Consider the following 14072-nt stretch of genomic DNA (forward strand, 5'->3'; position numbering starts at 1 on the left):
CCCGCCCCTTTCGGATAGCCGGCATGCAGGCCGGGCGTGAGCCCGGTCCGCAGGGCTCAGCGCTTGGAGAACTGGAAGGAACGTCGGGCCTTGGCCTTGCCGTACTTCTTGCGCTCGACCGCACGCGGGTCGCGCGTCAGGAAGCCGGCCTTCTTCAGGATGCTGCGCAGTTCCGGCTCGTAGTTCACGAGCGCGCGGCTGATGCCGTGGCGCACCGCGCCGGCCTGGCCCGAGAGCCCGCCGCCGGCAACCGTCGCGACCACGTCGAAGCTCTGGTAGCGGTCGGCCACCAGGAAGGGCTGAGCGATCAGCATGCGCAGGACCGGGCGCGCGAAGTACTTCGTGGCCGGCTTGTCGTTGATGGTGAAGTTGCCCTTGCCCGGCATCACCCACACGCGGGCGACGGATTCCTTGCGGCCGCCCGTGGCATAGGCGCGGCCCTGGGCATCACGCTTCGGCGCGACGGGAGCGGCGGAAGGCTCGGCGCCGGCCGCAATGGGCGTGCCCTGCACCAGGTTCTTGAGGTCGGCGAGGGAGTTCGCCGTGGTCTGCTCGCTCATGGAATCAAGCCGCCTTCGACTGGGCGCCGCCGGTGGCGACATTCTTGCGGTTCATCGCGGCGACATCCAGCGCGACGGGGCTCTGGCCGCCATGCGGATGCTCGGTGCCGGCATAGACATGCAGGTTCTTCATCTGCTTGCGGCCGAGCGGACCGCGCGTAATCATGCGCTCGACCGCCTTGGTGAAGACCCGCTCGGGGTAACGGCCGTCCAGCAGATCCTTCGCGGAGCGGCCCTTGATGCCGCCGGCGAAGCCCGTGTGCCAGTAGAAGACCGACTGCTCGGCCTTGTTGCCGGTCAGCTTCACCTTGCCGGCATTGAGGATCACGACATGGTCGCCGCAATCGACATGCGGCGTGAAGGTCGCCTTGTGCTTGCCGCGCAGGCGGTTGGCGACGATGGCGGCGACGCGGCCGAGCACGAGGCCCTCCACATCGATCACCCACCAGTTCTTCTGGACCTCCGCCGGCTTCACCGAACGGGTCTGTGTGCTGAGCATCTGAACCTTCGAGACAAACTTGGAATGCGGCGGGTATGTGCAGTCTCCGGCGCGGAAGGTCAAGCGCAAAGCGGCATTTTTCGACGTGGTATCGAGATACCGCGACCTTTCCCCCACGGGAACTGGCGCGGCGGCGCGAACCGAGGCAACGTGCCGTCCCCAACCCCGGACGAAGTGATACGGATATGAGCGACGAGAAGAATGGCCCCGAGCCCAAGGGGCTCGCCCGCAACGCGGCGAATTACGGCGACAAGGAATTCGCCCTCTACCTCCGCCGCTCCTTCGCCAAGTCCATGGGCTATTCGGCCGAGGCGCTGAAGCGCCCGGTGGTGGGCATCGTCGACACCGGCAGCGACCTCAACAACTGCCACCGCACCGCGCCCGAGCTTATCGAGGCGGTGAAGCGCGGCGTGCTGATGGCCGGCGGCCTGCCCCTGGCCTTCCCGACCATCAGCCTTTGCGAGCCCTATCTCACCCCCTGCTCCATGCACTACCGCAACCTCATGGCCCTCGACACCGAGGCGATGATCGCGGCCCAGCCCATGGATTCGGTCGTTCTGGTCGGCGGCTGCGACAAGACCGTGCCCGCCCAGCTCATGGCCGCCGCCTCCGCCGGCACGCCCGCCGTGCAGCTCGTGGTCGGGCCGATGAGCGCCAACCGCTACCAGGGCGAGCGGCTGGCTGCCTGCACCGATTGCCGGCGCTATTGGGCGCGCTACCGCGCGGGCGACGTCACCGAGGAGCGCATCCAGGAGATCGAGGGCTCGCTCGCCGTCACCGCCGGCACCTGCGGCGTGATGGGCACGGCCAGCACCATGGCCTGCCTGACCAGCACGCTGGGTTTCATGCCGCTGGACGCGGCCAGCATCCCCGCCGTGCATGCCGATCGCCTCCGCGCGGCGGAGGAGGCCGGGGCCCAGGCCGTGCGCCTCATCCACAAGCCGGTCCGCCCGGACGAGCTCATCACGGAGAAGAGCGTCGAGAATGCGCTGCGCGTGCTGCTGGCGCTCGGCGGCTCGACCAATGCGCTGGTGCATCTGGCCGCCATCGCGGGCCGGGTGGGCATCCAGATCGACTACCGCCGCCTCAACGTGCTCTCCGACACGACGCCCGTCCTGGTCGACCTCAAGCCCACCGGCGAGGGCTACATGGAGGATTTTCATACCGCCGGCGGCATGGTGGCCCTGCTGCACGAGTTGCGCGACCTGCTGCACCTGGACACCAAGGACCTGGACGGCGTCTCGCTCGGCGACCGCATCGGCGCCGGGCCGCGCTTCGTCGACCGCACCTATATCAAGGCGCGCAACGCGCCGGTCTCACCGGTGGGCGGCATCGTCTCGCTCTTCGGCTCGCTGGCGCCGGACGGCGCGATCCTCAAGCGCAGCGCGGCCACCGAATCCCTCTTCGAGACCGAGGCGCGCTGCATGGTCTTCGACGGCGTGGAGGACCTGGCCGCGCGCATCGACAGCGACGACCTCGACGTCACCAAGGACGACATCATGATCCTGAAGGGCGCGGGGCCGCTCAGCACCGCGGGCTTCCCCGAGGCGGGCTACCTGCCGATCCCGCGCAAGCTGGCCCGCGCGGGCGTGAAGGACATGGTGCGGATGAGCGACTGCCGCATGTCCGGCACGGCCTTCGGCACGGTGGTGCTGCACATCTCGCCCGAGGCCGAGGCCGGCGGCCCGCTCGCCTTGGTGAAGACCGGCGACCGCATCCGCCTCTCGGTGAAGAACCGCAGCCTCGACCTGCTGGTGGACGAGGCCGAGCTGGCGCGCCGCCGCGCCGGGTGGAAGGCCAGGGAAGCGCCGAAGCGCGGCTGGGACGCGCTGGTGCAGCGCGAGGTGCTCCAGGCGCCGCAGGGCGCGGATCTGCGCTTCCTGCTGCCCGAAGGGCGGTAGAGCATGATCGCCGCAGGTGGAATCACCGAGGCGTGAATCATGCGCTTCAACAACACGCTAGAGCCTTTGCAGTGAGCCCTCGCGAACGGAAAAGGCTCTAGGCGCTTGAAGCCTGATCGGGATGTGGCGATCTGGTTCCTCGACGAACCGGTTCGCTTCTACCGGCGCGGGGAGTGGGTGGCCGATGGGCCGCTCCGCGCGGAAGGCTTCTATGTCGAATCCTATTGCCAGCCCGGCTGTTGCCGCCCCTGTTCCCGCCCCTCTGGCCCCTTCCCCACGCAGGAGGCCGCGCGCGAATGGGCCGGCGGCATCGGCCGGGCCTTTCTGATTGGCGACAAGGCGGCCCATTCCGCATTCGAGGACGAGGCAAAGCAGCTGGCCCAGACCCATATGATCGCGGTGATCGGCGCTTCCGGGCGATCGGGCGCGGCGCTGTGCCGCGCGCTGCGCGAACCCTTCCGCGCGGTCGTGCGCAGCGCGGCCAAATGGGAGGCCCTGGGCATCGACGCCCCGCATGCCGTCGCCGATCTGCAGGATCCCGAAACGCTGCGGGCGGCGCTGGCCGGCACATCGGTCGTCATCTCCTGCGCCCATGCGCGCCATATTCCCGCGATCCTGGCCGCCGCGCCGGAGGACGCCACCTTCGTCTTCATGGGCAGCACCCGGCGCCATTCGCGCTGGCCGGATTCCCATGGCGACGGCGTGCGCGCGGGCGAGGCCGCCTTCCTGGCCAGCGGCCGGGCCGGGTTTCTGCTGCACCCCACGATGATCTACGGCGCGGAAGGCGAGGACAATGTCCAGCGCCTCGCCGCCCTGATGCGCCGGTTGCCGGTCCTGCCCCTGCCGGGGGGCGGGCACAACCTCGTGCAGCCCATCCACCAGGACGACGTGACGCGCAGCCTCATCGCGGCGGCCCGACGCGAGGCGGCGCAGGCCCAGGTGATCGTCATCGCCGGGCCCGAGCCCATCGCCTACCGCGATTTCTGCGCGGCCGTCGCGCGCGCCGCGGGGCTGCGGCCGCGCCCGGTGCTGCCGTTGCCGGCCTCGCTGCTCGCGATGGCCAGCCCCCTCGCCCGGCTCCTGCCCTTCCTGCCGCGCATCGGGGCCGAGGAAATCCGCCGCCTCACAGAGGACAAGGATTTCGACACCACGGCCATGCGCGAAATTCTGGGGATAGACCCCCGCCCCCTTGCCGAAGGGCTGCGCCAGACGTTTCCTTGATACCAGGGAGGATTCGTCTTTATGCCCATCATCAATCGCGTCGCCGAATTCCACTCCGAGATGACGGAGTGGCGGCAGGACTTCCACCGCCATCCCGAGCTGGGTTTCGAGGAGTTCCGCACCTCTGGCATCGTCGCCGACAAGCTGCGCGAATTCGGCTGCGACGAGGTGGTGACGGGCATCGCCAAGACCGGCGTCGTGGGCGTGATCCATGGCCGCAACGGCAAGTCGGGCAGGGCCATCGGCCTGCGCGCCGACATGGACGCGCTCCCCATCGAGGAGGCCAACGGCCTGCCGCACGCCTCCACCATTCCCGGCAAGATGCACGCCTGCGGCCATGACGGGCACACGACCATGCTGCTCGGCGCGGCGAAGTACCTGGCCGAGACCCGCAACTTCGACGGCACGGTCTACGTGATCTTCCAGCCCGCCGAGGAGAACCTCGCCGGCGGCGGCGTGATGGTCGAGGAGGGCCTGTTCGACCGCTTCCCGGTCGACCGCGTCTTCGGCCTGCACAACTGGCCCGGAGCGCCCGCCGGCACCTTCGTCTGGCGCGAGGGGCCGGTCATGGCCGCCGTCGCCAATCTCGAAGTCACCATCACCGGCAAGGGCGCGCATGGCGCCCTTCCCTTCCAGGGCAACGATCCGATCGTGATCGCGGCCGCCATCGTGCAGGCGCTGCAATCGGTCGTGGCGCGGAACCTGGATGCCTCCGATGCGGGCGTCATCACCATCGGCCACATCAATGGCGGCCACACCTACAACGTGATCCCCGAGACGGTGACCATGCTCGGCACCGCGCGCTGGTTCCTGCCCGAGGTGGGCGACCTGCTGGAGGAGAAGTTCAAGGCGCTCGTCACAGGCATCGCGGCGAGCTTCGGCGCCACGGCCACCGCCGAGTTCAAGCGCGCCTATCCGGCGACGGTGAACGAGGCCGAGAGCACGCAGCTGGCGCTCAAGGCCGCGCTGGCGGTCGGCGGGGAGCAGCGCGTGATGCACATGGCCAAGCCCACCATGGGCGCCGAGGACTTCTCCTTCATGCTGAACGCGCGGCCGGGCGCCTACCTCATGCTGGGCGGCGGGAAGACGGACCAGGATCCGGGGGTCCACCACCCGCTCTACGACTTCAACGACGACATCCTCCCCGTGGGCGCCAGCTACTGGGTGACGCTGGCGGAGCAGCTGCTGCCCCGTGGCTGAGGTTCCGGGAAAGCTCGAGCTCTTCCTGGGCTTCGCGAAGATCGGCGCGCTCGGCTTCGGCGGCGTGGGGCCCTGGGCGCGCCATGTGATCGTCGAGGAACGGAAATGGCTGACCGAGCGCGAGTATGCGGAGGTGCTGGGCCTCGGTCAGATCCTGCCCGGCCCCAATGTCGGCAATGCCTCGGTGATGATCGGGCGCGGCTTCCACGGCCTCGCGGGCGCGCTGCTGGCCACGGCCGGCCTCTATATCGGCCCGCTCTGCCTGCTGGTCGTCATGTCGATCCTCTATGACGCCTATGGCGACCTGCCGCGCGTGGCGCCCTTCATGGAAGGGGTGGCGGCCGCGGCGGCCGGCATGGTGATCGGCATGGCGCTGAAGATGGCCTTCAACCTGAAGGCCTCGGCGCAGCTGGTGGCGGTGGGGCTGCTGGCCATCGCGGCCGTGGCCTGGCTGCGGCTGCCCATGCTGCTGGTGGTGGCAATCCTGGCGCCGCTCGGCATCTGGATCTCGCTGCGGCAGGCACGGGCCGCGGCACTCGCGAAGGCGCGGCCATGATCCTGCTGGGCCAAATTCTCGTCGCCTTCGGCACCCTCTCGCTCGTCGCGATCGGCGGTGCCAACGCCGTGCTGCCGGAGATGCACCGGCTCGTGGTGGAGGTCCATCACTGGATGGACGACGCGACCTTCACCCAGCTCTTCGCCATGGCCCAGGCCGCGCCGGGGCCGAACATCCTCGCCGCCTCGGTGATGGGCTGGCACATCGCCGGCCCGGCCGGGATGATGGCCGCGACGCTCGGCATGCTGGTGCCCTCGGCCTGCCTGGCCTGGATCATGGCCGGGCTGACTATCCGCCTGCGCGGCAACACCTGGATGAAGCCCGCGCAGTTCGGTCTGGTGCCCATCGCCGTCGGGCTGATCGCCGCCTCCGGCCTCATCATGGCGCAGGCGGCGGGAACCAGCTGGCTGAGCTTCCTCATCATCGGCGCCTCGACGGTCTTCGTCTGGCGCACGAAACACTCGCCGCTCTGGGTGCTCGCCGGCGGCGGGCTGCTGGGCCTCGTGCTGCTGTGACGGAGGCGTCCGCCCGGATCACGCCCAGCCGCAACCAGCTCTTCCTCGCCTACCTGCAGATCGGCCTGACCTCCTTCGGGGGCGTGAACGCCTGGGCACGGCGCTTCTTCGTGGAGAAGAAGGGCTGGCTGAGCGAGCAGGAGTATGCCGAGGCGCTCGGCATCGGGCAGGTCCTGCCCGGGGCCAATGCGCTGAACACCGCGATCGGCATCGGCACGCGCTTCCATGGCGCGACCGGCGCGCTGGCCTGCGCCGCCGGCCTCTTCGCCGGGCCCATGATCCTGCTGGCCGCCGTCGCCTCGCTCTACGACAGCTATGGCCAGCTGCCGCTGGTGCGCGCCATCCTCACGGGCATCGCCGCAGCCGCGGCCGGCATGGTGATGGGCACCGCCATGAAGATGGCCACCAAGCTGCGGCCCTCCCTGCCGCTCTGGGCCATCGGGCTGACCGCGCTGGCCATGGCCGTTCTGCGCGTCCCCATGCCCTACGTGCTGCTGGCGCTGGCGCCCCTCGGCCTGCTCGCCGCCTGGCACGAGACGCGCTGATGGAGGAGGACGACCTCTGGCCGCTGGTGACCGGCTTCCTCGCCCTCTCGCTGATGAGCGTGGGCGGCGGCATCGCCGTGCTGCCCGAGATGCACCGCATGGTGGTCGAGAACCACGGCTGGATGGACGACCTGGCCTTCGCCAAGCGCTACGCCCTCGCCCAGGCGGCGCCGGGCCCGAACATCATGGTGGTGGGGCTGATCGGCTGGCACGTGGCCGGGCCGGTCGGCATGGTGGCGGCGATGGCCGCCATGTGCGGGCCGACCTCGGCGCTCGCCTATGGCTTCGCGCGGCTCCGGCGCCGGGTGGCCGGCGCCCGCTGGATGCGCGTCTTCGAGCGCGGGATGGTGCCCATCGCGATCGGACTGATCGCCGCCTCCGGCCTGCTGCTGGCCTCGGGCGCCGCCGAGGGCTGGCTGCCGATCGCCATCAGCGCGGCCAGCACGCTCTTCGTCTGGCGGACCCGGCGAAGCCCGCTCTGGGTGCTCGTCGTCGGCGCCGCGCTGGGCGGCGTCTTCCTGCGTTGAGCGGAGCCGCCCCACGGGCGGACCGGACCGGCTGATCTCAACCGCCGAAGCCGAAAGGGGCCTTGCGGCCCCGTCATCCGCCCCGCAAGCTGGCCGCATGTTCCGCCGCGCCCTGATCCTTTCCGCCCTCGCCACGCCCGCTCTCGCCACGCCCGCCCGGGCGCAGATCGAGCGGCCCTTGCGCATCATCGTCCCCTTCGCGGCCGGCACCTCGTCGGACGTTCAGGCGCGGCTGCTGGCGCTGCACCTGGCGCCGCTGCTGCCGCAGCCCGTGCTGGTGGAGAACCGCGCAGGCGCCGGCGGCTCGGTGGGCGCCGAGGCCGTGGCCCGCGCGACGGACGGCCACACCATCCTGCTCGGCTCCAACGGCCCGCTGGTGAACAACCCGATCCTGCAGCCGCGCATGCCCTATGAATCGCCCACGGATTTCGCGCCGATCGGCATGGTCAGCCGCAGCCCGCTCACGCTGACGGTGCGGGCGGAGAGCCCGATCCGCAGCGTCGCGCAGTATGTCGAGGTCGCCAAGGCCGAGGGGCTGAGCATCGGCTCCTCCGGCCAGGGCAGCGCCACGCATTTCCTCATCGAGCAGCTCATGGCCGCCGCCGGCGTCCGGCTGACGCATGTGCCCTATCGCGGGTCGAGCCTCTCCGTGCCCGACACGCTGGCGGGCAATGTCGGCAGCGTGATGGGCGAGATTTCCACCGTCTTCCCGCTCTGGCGCGACGGACGGCTGCGCGTGCTGGCCACGACCGGCCCGCGGCGCTCGGTGCTGATGCCGGAGATCCCGACGCTCATCGAATCGGGCTTCCCCGGCCTGACGGGCGGGAGTTGGGCCGCGCTGGTGGCGCCCTCGGGCATGCCGGCCGCGACCCAGTCCGCGCTCGGCGCCGCGCTGCTGCGGGTGATGGAGACACCCGCCTATCTCGCGCGCCAGCGCGAGCTCGGCGCCGATGTGGTGCCGCCCGAGGAGCGCGGCCCCGCCGCGCTCACGGCGCTCTGGGCCGCCGACATGGCCCGCACCCGCGCCACGGCGCAGGCGGCGAATATCCGCGCGGAGTAGCGGGCGACCTTCGGGCCTGGGCCTGGGCTTGGCCGCCGCGGCGCCGGCGCCTCAGTCCGCCGTGATGCCCAACCGCGGGATCAGCGGCGCCCAGCGGCGGTTGTCCTCCTCCAGCGCCCGGGTGAGCGCGGCGCTGCCCAGGAATTCCGGATCGAAGCCGCGCTCCATCAGCATCGACTGGAAGGCCCGGTCTTCCATGACCTTGCGCGCCGCCTCCTCGAGCCGCGCCACGACCGGCGCCGGCGTGCGGGCGGGCGCGGCCATGGTGTACCAGAGCTCGGCCGCGTAGCCGGGCAGCGCCTCGCCGATGGCGGGCAGGTCCGGCCAGGCGCGGGCGCGGCGCCCGGCGGTATTGGCGAGCGCGCGGATCTTGCCGTCGCGGATGAGCGGCTCGACCGCGCTGACCGAGGCGAACATGACCTCCACCTCGCCGGCGACCAGCGCCGTCACCGAGGGCGCCGTTCCGCGGTAGGGGACGTGGGCAATCTGTGTGCCCGCCATGTCGTCGAAGAGCGCGGCGGCGAGGTGCTGCGAGGTGCCGGCGCCCGGCGTGCCGTGGTTGTACTTGCCGGGATTCGCGCGCGCGAGCGCGATGAACTCGGCGAGGTTGCGCGCGGGCATCGCGGGATTGACGACGAGCAGCATCGGCGTGCTGGCAAAGCGGGCGACGTGCACGAAGTCGGCCCGCCAGTCGAAGCCCGGGTTGCGGAACAGCACGTTGCTGATGGCGATGCCGTTGCCGGTGAAGAGCAGGCTGTAGCCGTCGGCCGGCGACTGCGCGATGTTCTGCGAGCCAATGTTGCCGCCCGCGCCGCCGCGGTTCTCGATCACCACAGACTGGCCCAGTTGCTCGCCCAGGGCGCGCGCGACGATACGCCCCAGATTGTCCGTGCCGCCGCCGGGCGTGTAGGGCACGACCATGCGGATGGCCTTGTCAGGGTAGGTCTGTGCGTGGAGCGCGACGGGCATCGCGGCGAGGCCGGCGGCGAGCGGAAGCAGCGCCCGGCGGGCGAGCGGAAGGGTTGCGGCGTGCCGCATGGAACGTTTCTCCTCAAATCGCGGCCCCTCGGGTCGGGGCGCTTATCGTTTCTTCAGGCGACGACACCGCGACGGGGGGCGGTAGCGAGCACTCCCGCCTCCTCCAGCGCGGTGATCTCTTCGGGCGTGAGGCCAGCCTCGGCGAGGACGGCATGATTGTCCTCGCCCAGCCTGCGGCAATTGCCCCGGATGGCGAGCGGACGGCTCGACAGGCGGAAGGGAATGCCCTTGGCGGGCTTGCCGTCGGGACTGCGCAGGAGGGCGGTGCCGCGCGCGAAGTCCTCCGAGGCGGCGAGCGCCGCGCCGTCGCGTACGGGGGCGCTGCCGCCCGGCCATTCGGCGCGCCAGCCCCCCTGCCCGTCCGGCACCACGCGATCGGCGGGCTCGAGCGGATCGGCATTGCCCAGCCGCGGCGACGGGTTGCCGGCGGCGGCGGCAATCAGCTCCTCGCCCAGCAGGAAGGTGGTGAGCTCGCGCTGGGACAGGTCGAGATGCGCGCCCTCGCCCGTGCGGTCCCGTTCCAGCAGGGCGGCGACGATGGCGCCCGAGGCGAAGAGGCAGACCACCTGGTCGGGATAGTTCACGTCGCGGCCGGTGATGACCGGCGCCTCGCCGGAGCCGGTCAGGGCCGCCATGCCGCCCGTGGCTTCCAGGGTGGAGCCGAAGGACACCATGTCGCGATCCGGCCCGTCCTCGCCCTGGCTGGAGATGCTGGCGATGATCAGCCGCGGGAATTTTTTGCGCAGCGTGGCGGCGTCGAGGCCCCATTGCGCCAGCACGCCGCGCCGGTAGTTCTCCACCATCACGTCGGCGGTCCCGAGCAAGCGCAGCAGCGCCTCCTTGCCACGCGGGTCCTTGAGGTCCAGGCAGACCGAGCGCTTGCCGCGATTGGTGAAGGCGAACCAGGGCGACTGGTTCCACCAGTCGGTCCCGTCCTTCGCGCCGTCCCAGTTGCGGAAAGGATCGACGGCGCCGGGGCCTTCGAGCTTCATCACCTCGGCGCCGAGATCGCAGAGCAAGGCCGAGGAGGCCGCGCCGGCCGTCAGCCAGCCGAGATCGACGATGCGGATGCCGGCCAGAGGAAGATCAAGCGGCATGGGCCGTCTCCGGGGTCACGCGGCGGCCGTTCCAGCTGATGGGCAGGGCCGGCGTGCCGTCCGGCCCGAGGAAGCCGCGGGCCTGGTTCTGGGCGTCGGTGAGCAGTTCGGCGGGCCATTTCACGGGCCCGACCGGCACGCGATTGGCCTGGGCGGCGGAGGTCACCTCGGCGCGGGTGCGCGCGGCGAACCAGGGGCCGAGGATGGCGAGAAAATCCGCGCGATGCTTCCGGCGACCCGAAGCGGTGTCGAAGCGCGCGTCATCCAATCGTGGATCGCCCACCGCCCTGCGCAGGCCCGGCCAGTCCTTCTCCTGGTAGACCAGGGCCACATGCCCGTCCTTGGCCGGCACGGTGTACCAGTCGGCGCGGGCGCCGCCGCGCACGGGCGAGCTGCCGAGCACCAGCACGCCGGCCGCCACCTTCCAGTTCAGCCAGGTCGCGACGTCGAGCAGCGAGACATCCACGACCTCCTCGCCGCCGGCCCGCAGCGCGGCCAGAATTCCGGTGCAGGCGGCCAGCCCCGCCGCATAGGCGGCCTGGTGCCCCGCGAGCCGCGCGGGCGGGCCTTCCGCCTCGCCCACGATGCCGAGCAGGCCGGAGAGCGCGAGCAGGCCGAGCTCGCTCATCGGCCCGTCCTCGCCCGGGCCGAAGACGGAGATGCGCGCCTTCACCGGAACCTCGGAGGCATGCGCGGCCAGGGCCTCGCCGTCGCCGATCGCCACGTCGAAGTGGCCCGTCGCCGTGCCTGCGTGCTTGCCGAGATTCAGGAAGCGATCCAGCGCGGAGCCCCCGCCCGGCAGCAGCGGCGCGGCCTGCGCCAGCGGCTCGCCCCCCTCCGGCACGGGCCGCACGACCTCGGCGCCGTAGCTGGCGCAGAGCCGCGCCGCCAGGGACGCGGCCAGCCCGTGCGGCCGCTGGGCGCAGAGCGCGCCCAGATCCAGCACGCGGCGTCCGGCCAAGGGGGCGACGCTCGGCGCGACCATGCTCAGCCCTGCCCCGGATTCTTGATGCCGGCGGCGAAGCGGGCATTGCCCTCCGCCTGGGCATTGGTCTTCGAGCGGATGGTGAGGTTCACCATCTGCCCGTGATCCATCGCCTCCTGCCAGTCGGTGATGAAGGCCGGGATCCGGTCCAGCGCCTTCTTGCTCTCCTCCAGCGCCACCGCGTCGAACTGCGCGATCTGCGCCGCGATCTCGCCGGCGCGCGGGAGAAGCCGGTCGGGCTCCACGCATTCGTTCACCATGCCCCAGCGCTCGGCCGTGGCGCCGTCGATGCGGTTGGTGGTGAGCACCATCCAGGCCGCCTGCTTGCGCGTGATGCCCGAGAGCTGCGCTGCCGGCCCCGCCATGCCCGGATACGTCGAAAAGCCCATCTCCGGGCAGCCGATGCTGGCCTGGGTGCTGGCCACCGCAAGATCGCAGATGTTGATCAGCGTCGAGCCGCCGCCCAGCGCCACGCCGTTCACCGCGGCGATGAAGATCGAGGGATGCTTGCGGATCGCCATGTTCACCGCGATCCACTCCTCGCCCGCGCCCTCGATGCCGGCCTGGCGGTCCTGCTCGCGCTCCTTCAGGTCCATCCCCGCGCAGAAGCTGCCGCCCGTGCCGGTGAGGACGATGGCCTTGGCGACGCCACGCAAGTCCTCGAAGGCCTTCAGCAGGCCCTGGCGGCTCTCGCGGTTCATGGAATTGCGCTTCGCCTCGCGGTCGATGCGCAGCTCGGCCCAGCCTTCATGGCTGGTGATGACGATGGGTCCGCTCATGCTGCTGGTCCGAACTGGGGGAGAACGAAGCCCTCGGGGCCGCCGGGGAACCGGACGGAGACTTTCTGGCCGATCTTGGCCTCGGCCGCCGTCATGCCGTCGAGATTGGTGAGGAGGTAGGGCCCCTCCTCCAGCTTCACCATCGCCACGGGGTAGGGCAGCTCGTCCTTCATCCCGGGGAAATAGCTCTGGTGGAACACCACGAAGGACCAGATCTCGCCGCGCCCGGAAGCGCCGACCCATTCCCAGTCCGGCCGCCCCGTGAAGGGCGAGACCGGCGCCGGCGGGAAGAAGCACTTCCCGGTCGCCTTGCAGCGCTGGAGGATCAGGTGCCCGTCCTTGCAGGCGTCCCAGAACGGACGGTTCCAGTTGTCGACGAGGGGCTTGGGGCGTGTCGCGAGGCTCATGCGCCCCTCCGCAGGATGAGGCTCTGGGCGATGTTGGTGGCGCAGATGTACTGCATGGCCTGCACGTCCTTGATCTGACGCTCGCCGCAATCGTCGCGCAGCTGGCGGACGCATTCGGCGATGATCCCCCAGCCCTGCATGTAGCTGTCCGAGAGATGGCCGCCGGAGGTATTGGTCGGCCAGCGGCCGCCGAGGCGCAGCGCGCCGTCCTTCACGAAGTTGCCGGACTCGCCCTGCGGGCAGAAGCCGAGGCCTTCCAGGCTGAGCAGCACGGTCGGAGAAAAATTGTCGTAGATGCCGAGGCCCTGGATGTCCTCCTGCCCGATCCCCGCGCGGTCATAGACGCTGCGCGTGGCGCTGAGGTTGGGATACCAGAGGTCGTCGGCCGGGCCGCTGCCGTAGTGGAAGGCGTCCTGCCGCGCATAGCCCGAGAGCAGGACCGGCGGGCGCTTCATGTCCTTGGCGCGCTCGGCGCTGGTCATGATCCAGGCCACGGCGCCGTCGTTGATGAGGCAGTAGTCCAGCAGCTTCAGCGGCTCGCAGATCGGGCGCGCCCTGGCGTGGTCCTCCAGCGTGATCGGCTTGCCGTGCATCACCGCGTCGGGGTTGAGGCAGGCATGGTCGCGGAAGGCCTTGGAGACGTGGCCGAGATCGGCATGTGTCGTGCCGAATTGGTGCATGTGGCGCTGCCACATCATGGCGTGGGTGGCGCCGGGGCTGGTCATGCCCCAGGGCGACCATTGGCTGTCGCCGCCGCCATACATCATCCGCACCGAGCGGCCGTTATTGCCGTAGACCAGCGCGATGCACTTGGCCGCGCCGCTGTGGATGGCCTGCGCCGCCAGCGCCAGCGAGACGCCGGAGAAGCGGCCGGGCGCCTCGGTCAGCAGGCAGTATTGCGGGTTGATCCCCATCATCTCGGCGAAGCGCTCGTAGGTGGGGATGCGGTTGACGATGAGGCCGTCGATGTCGGAGGGCTTGAGGCCGGCATCGTCCAGCGCGGCGTTCAGCGCCTCGCAGCCCAGGCCGTAGCTGTCGGTCTCGGGAAAGTTGCCGAAGCGGCTGGTGCCGATGCCGGCGAAGGCGACCTTGTCGCGCATCGCCCACGGCTCGTGGAGGGCGGGTGAGGCCACGTTTGTATCGGGCATGATGTTCCTGGTCGTTCCTACCGCGATCCTGCGA

16 protein-coding genes are annotated in these 14072 nt (G+C 70.7%); 8 read left to right on the forward strand and 8 right to left on the reverse strand.

What is annotated here, in order from left to right; all coding sequences use genetic code 11:
- Positions 1-56: 56 nt before the first annotated feature.
- Positions 57-560, reverse strand: a complete 504-nt coding sequence (rpsI, locus tag EJV46_RS07095; protein ID WP_131547846.1) for a 30S ribosomal protein S9 — start codon at positions 558-560, stop codon at positions 57-59.
- 4 nt (positions 561-564) lie between these two features.
- Positions 565-1059 carry a 50S ribosomal protein L13 gene (gene rplM / locus EJV46_RS07100; RefSeq protein ID WP_131547847.1) on the reverse strand — a complete coding sequence of 165 codons (495 nt, stop codon included), beginning with the start codon at positions 1057-1059 and terminating at the stop codon, positions 565-567.
- Between the two features lie 185 nt (positions 1060-1244).
- Between rplM and EJV46_RS07105 the strand changes: the two genes are divergently transcribed.
- The 8 genes from EJV46_RS07105 to EJV46_RS07140 all read left to right on the forward strand — a co-directional run bounded on the left by EJV46_RS07105 (position 1245) and on the right by EJV46_RS07140 (position 8584).
- Positions 1245-2960: a dihydroxy-acid dehydratase gene (locus EJV46_RS07105; protein ID WP_131547848.1), complete on the forward strand. Its 1716-nt coding sequence runs from the start codon at positions 1245-1247 to the stop codon at positions 2958-2960.
- Positions 2961-3065: 105 nt separating this feature from the next.
- Positions 3066-4181, forward strand: coding sequence for an NAD(P)H-binding protein (locus tag EJV46_RS07110; RefSeq protein ID WP_370323066.1), 1116 nt, complete (start codon positions 3066-3068; stop codon positions 4179-4181).
- Between the two features lie 21 nt (positions 4182-4202).
- The gene (locus tag EJV46_RS07115) at positions 4203-5381 is read left to right on the forward strand and encodes a M20 aminoacylase family protein (protein WP_131547849.1); all 1179 of its coding nucleotides are present in this window, start codon (positions 4203-4205) and stop codon (positions 5379-5381) included.
- Positions 5374-5937: a chromate transporter gene (locus tag EJV46_RS07120; protein ID WP_131547850.1), complete on the forward strand. Its 564-nt coding sequence runs from the start codon at positions 5374-5376 to the stop codon at positions 5935-5937. The genes EJV46_RS07115 and EJV46_RS07120 overlap by 8 nt, the downstream gene beginning before the upstream one ends.
- On the forward strand, positions 5934-6452 hold the full coding sequence (locus EJV46_RS07125; protein WP_131547851.1) for a chromate transporter: 519 nt from the start codon (positions 5934-5936) through the stop codon (positions 6450-6452). The genes EJV46_RS07120 and EJV46_RS07125 overlap by 4 nt, the downstream gene beginning before the upstream one ends.
- Positions 6449-6997: a chromate transporter gene (locus EJV46_RS07130; protein ID WP_165585379.1), complete on the forward strand. Its 549-nt coding sequence runs from the start codon at positions 6449-6451 to the stop codon at positions 6995-6997. The genes EJV46_RS07125 and EJV46_RS07130 overlap by 4 nt, the downstream gene beginning before the upstream one ends.
- Positions 6997-7524, forward strand: coding sequence for a chromate transporter (locus tag EJV46_RS07135; RefSeq protein WP_131547853.1), 528 nt, complete (start codon positions 6997-6999; stop codon positions 7522-7524). The genes EJV46_RS07130 and EJV46_RS07135 overlap by 1 nt, the downstream gene beginning before the upstream one ends.
- Before the next feature lie 97 nt (positions 7525-7621).
- Positions 7622-8584, forward strand: a complete 963-nt coding sequence (locus tag EJV46_RS07140; protein WP_131547854.1) for a tripartite tricarboxylate transporter substrate binding protein — start codon at positions 7622-7624, stop codon at positions 8582-8584.
- A gap of 51 nt (positions 8585-8635) precedes the next feature.
- On the opposite strand, the gene EJV46_RS07145 is transcribed toward EJV46_RS07140, so the two are convergent.
- Genes EJV46_RS07145 through EJV46_RS07170 form a run of 6 tightly spaced genes read right to left on the reverse strand, consistent with a single transcriptional unit; the run spans position 8636 to position 14038 of the window.
- The gene (locus EJV46_RS07145) at positions 8636-9622 is read right to left on the reverse strand and encodes a tripartite tricarboxylate transporter substrate binding protein (RefSeq protein WP_131547855.1); all 987 of its coding nucleotides are present in this window, start codon (positions 9620-9622) and stop codon (positions 8636-8638) included.
- Between the two features lie 53 nt (positions 9623-9675).
- Positions 9676-10719, reverse strand: coding sequence for a CaiB/BaiF CoA-transferase family protein (locus tag EJV46_RS07150; protein WP_131547856.1), 1044 nt, complete (start codon positions 10717-10719; stop codon positions 9676-9678).
- Positions 10709-11680, reverse strand: a complete 972-nt coding sequence (locus EJV46_RS07155) for a CoA transferase (RefSeq protein ID WP_131547857.1) — start codon at positions 11678-11680, stop codon at positions 10709-10711. Before EJV46_RS07155 ends, EJV46_RS07150 begins: the two co-directional genes overlap by 11 nt.
- A gap of 26 nt (positions 11681-11706) precedes the next feature.
- Positions 11707-12483: an enoyl-CoA hydratase/isomerase family protein gene (locus EJV46_RS07160; protein ID WP_131547858.1), complete on the reverse strand. Its 777-nt coding sequence runs from the start codon at positions 12481-12483 to the stop codon at positions 11707-11709.
- Complete coding sequence (locus tag EJV46_RS07165) at positions 12480-12890, reverse strand: Zn-ribbon domain-containing OB-fold protein (RefSeq protein ID WP_165585380.1); 411 nt, start codon at positions 12888-12890, stop codon at positions 12480-12482. Before EJV46_RS07165 ends, EJV46_RS07160 begins: the two co-directional genes overlap by 4 nt.
- On the reverse strand, positions 12887-14038 hold the full coding sequence (locus EJV46_RS07170; protein WP_206020725.1) for a thiolase C-terminal domain-containing protein: 1152 nt from the start codon (positions 14036-14038) through the stop codon (positions 12887-12889). The genes EJV46_RS07165 and EJV46_RS07170 overlap by 4 nt, the downstream gene beginning before the upstream one ends.
- Positions 14039-14072 lie beyond the last annotated feature (34 nt).

Source organism: Roseococcus sp. SYP-B2431 (assembly GCF_004336745.1).
In the GTDB taxonomy this organism is placed as follows: domain Bacteria; phylum Pseudomonadota; class Alphaproteobacteria; order Acetobacterales; family Acetobacteraceae; genus Roseococcus.

Excerpts from the sequence above, each read along its gene's own strand:
- rpsI (WP_131547846.1), bottom strand. The coding sequence starts at position 560 with ATGAGCGAGCAGACCACGGCGAACTCCCTCGCCGACCTCAAGAACCTG.
- rplM (WP_131547847.1), bottom strand. The coding sequence starts at position 1,059 with ATGCTCAGCACACAGACCCGTTCGGTGAAGCCGGCGGAGGTCCAGAAG.
- EJV46_RS07105 (WP_131547848.1), top strand. The coding sequence starts at position 1,245 with ATGAGCGACGAGAAGAATGGCCCCGAGCCCAAGGGGCTCGCCCGCAAC.
- EJV46_RS07115 (WP_131547849.1), top strand. The coding sequence starts at position 4,203 with ATGCCCATCATCAATCGCGTCGCCGAATTCCACTCCGAGATGACGGAG.
- EJV46_RS07125 (WP_131547851.1), top strand. The coding sequence starts at position 5,934 with ATGATCCTGCTGGGCCAAATTCTCGTCGCCTTCGGCACCCTCTCGCTC.
- EJV46_RS07135 (WP_131547853.1), top strand. The coding sequence starts at position 6,997 with ATGGAGGAGGACGACCTCTGGCCGCTGGTGACCGGCTTCCTCGCCCTC.
- EJV46_RS07140 (WP_131547854.1), top strand. The coding sequence starts at position 7,622 with ATGTTCCGCCGCGCCCTGATCCTTTCCGCCCTCGCCACGCCCGCTCTC.
- EJV46_RS07145 (WP_131547855.1), bottom strand. The coding sequence starts at position 9,622 with ATGCGGCACGCCGCAACCCTTCCGCTCGCCCGCCGGGCGCTGCTTCCG.
- EJV46_RS07150 (WP_131547856.1), bottom strand. The coding sequence starts at position 10,719 with ATGCCGCTTGATCTTCCTCTGGCCGGCATCCGCATCGTCGATCTCGGC.
- EJV46_RS07160 (WP_131547858.1), bottom strand. The coding sequence starts at position 12,483 with ATGAGCGGACCCATCGTCATCACCAGCCATGAAGGCTGGGCCGAGCTG.
- EJV46_RS07165 (WP_165585380.1), bottom strand. The coding sequence starts at position 12,890 with ATGAGCCTCGCGACACGCCCCAAGCCCCTCGTCGACAACTGGAACCGT.
- EJV46_RS07170 (WP_206020725.1), bottom strand. The coding sequence starts at position 14,038 with ATGCCCGATACAAACGTGGCCTCACCCGCCCTCCACGAGCCGTGGGCG.